Annotated in this window: 1 protein-coding gene; it reads right to left on the bottom strand. The window is 65.7% G+C overall.

The annotated features are described in order from the left end of the window. On the bottom strand, positions 1–283 hold a 283-nt coding region (locus IE94_RS0134695), incomplete at both ends, for a helix-turn-helix domain-containing protein (protein ID WP_167344004.1).

Below are 283 nucleotides of genomic sequence, written 5' to 3'. Positions count from 1 at the left end.
TCGATGGGGATGAGGGTGCCGTCAACGATGACGTGGTCGCCCTCACCGAGACCGGTGAGGGCTTCGTGGAGGCCGGGTGCCCAGCTGGCCAGGACGTCCAAGGTCTCGTCGACATACCGCCAGGCAGTGGCCTGAGATATGCCGAAACCGGCTCCGAGCTGCGAGAACGTCTCGTTCTTCCGCAGGTGGACCAGCGCGAGCAGTGCCTGCTTGAAGCAGCCGAGCTTGCGCCAGCGTGTATTGCGGGCCTGGCGGTGCTCGTGCAGCAGCCAGGCGACATGCT

It is taken from the genome of Streptomyces violaceorubidus, from assembly GCF_000717995.1.
Lineage (GTDB): Bacteria > Actinomycetota > Actinomycetes > Streptomycetales > Streptomycetaceae > Streptomyces > Streptomyces violaceorubidus.
The sequence above is the reverse complement of the archived record's forward strand: the minus strand, read 5'-3'. Positions and strand labels throughout refer to the sequence as shown.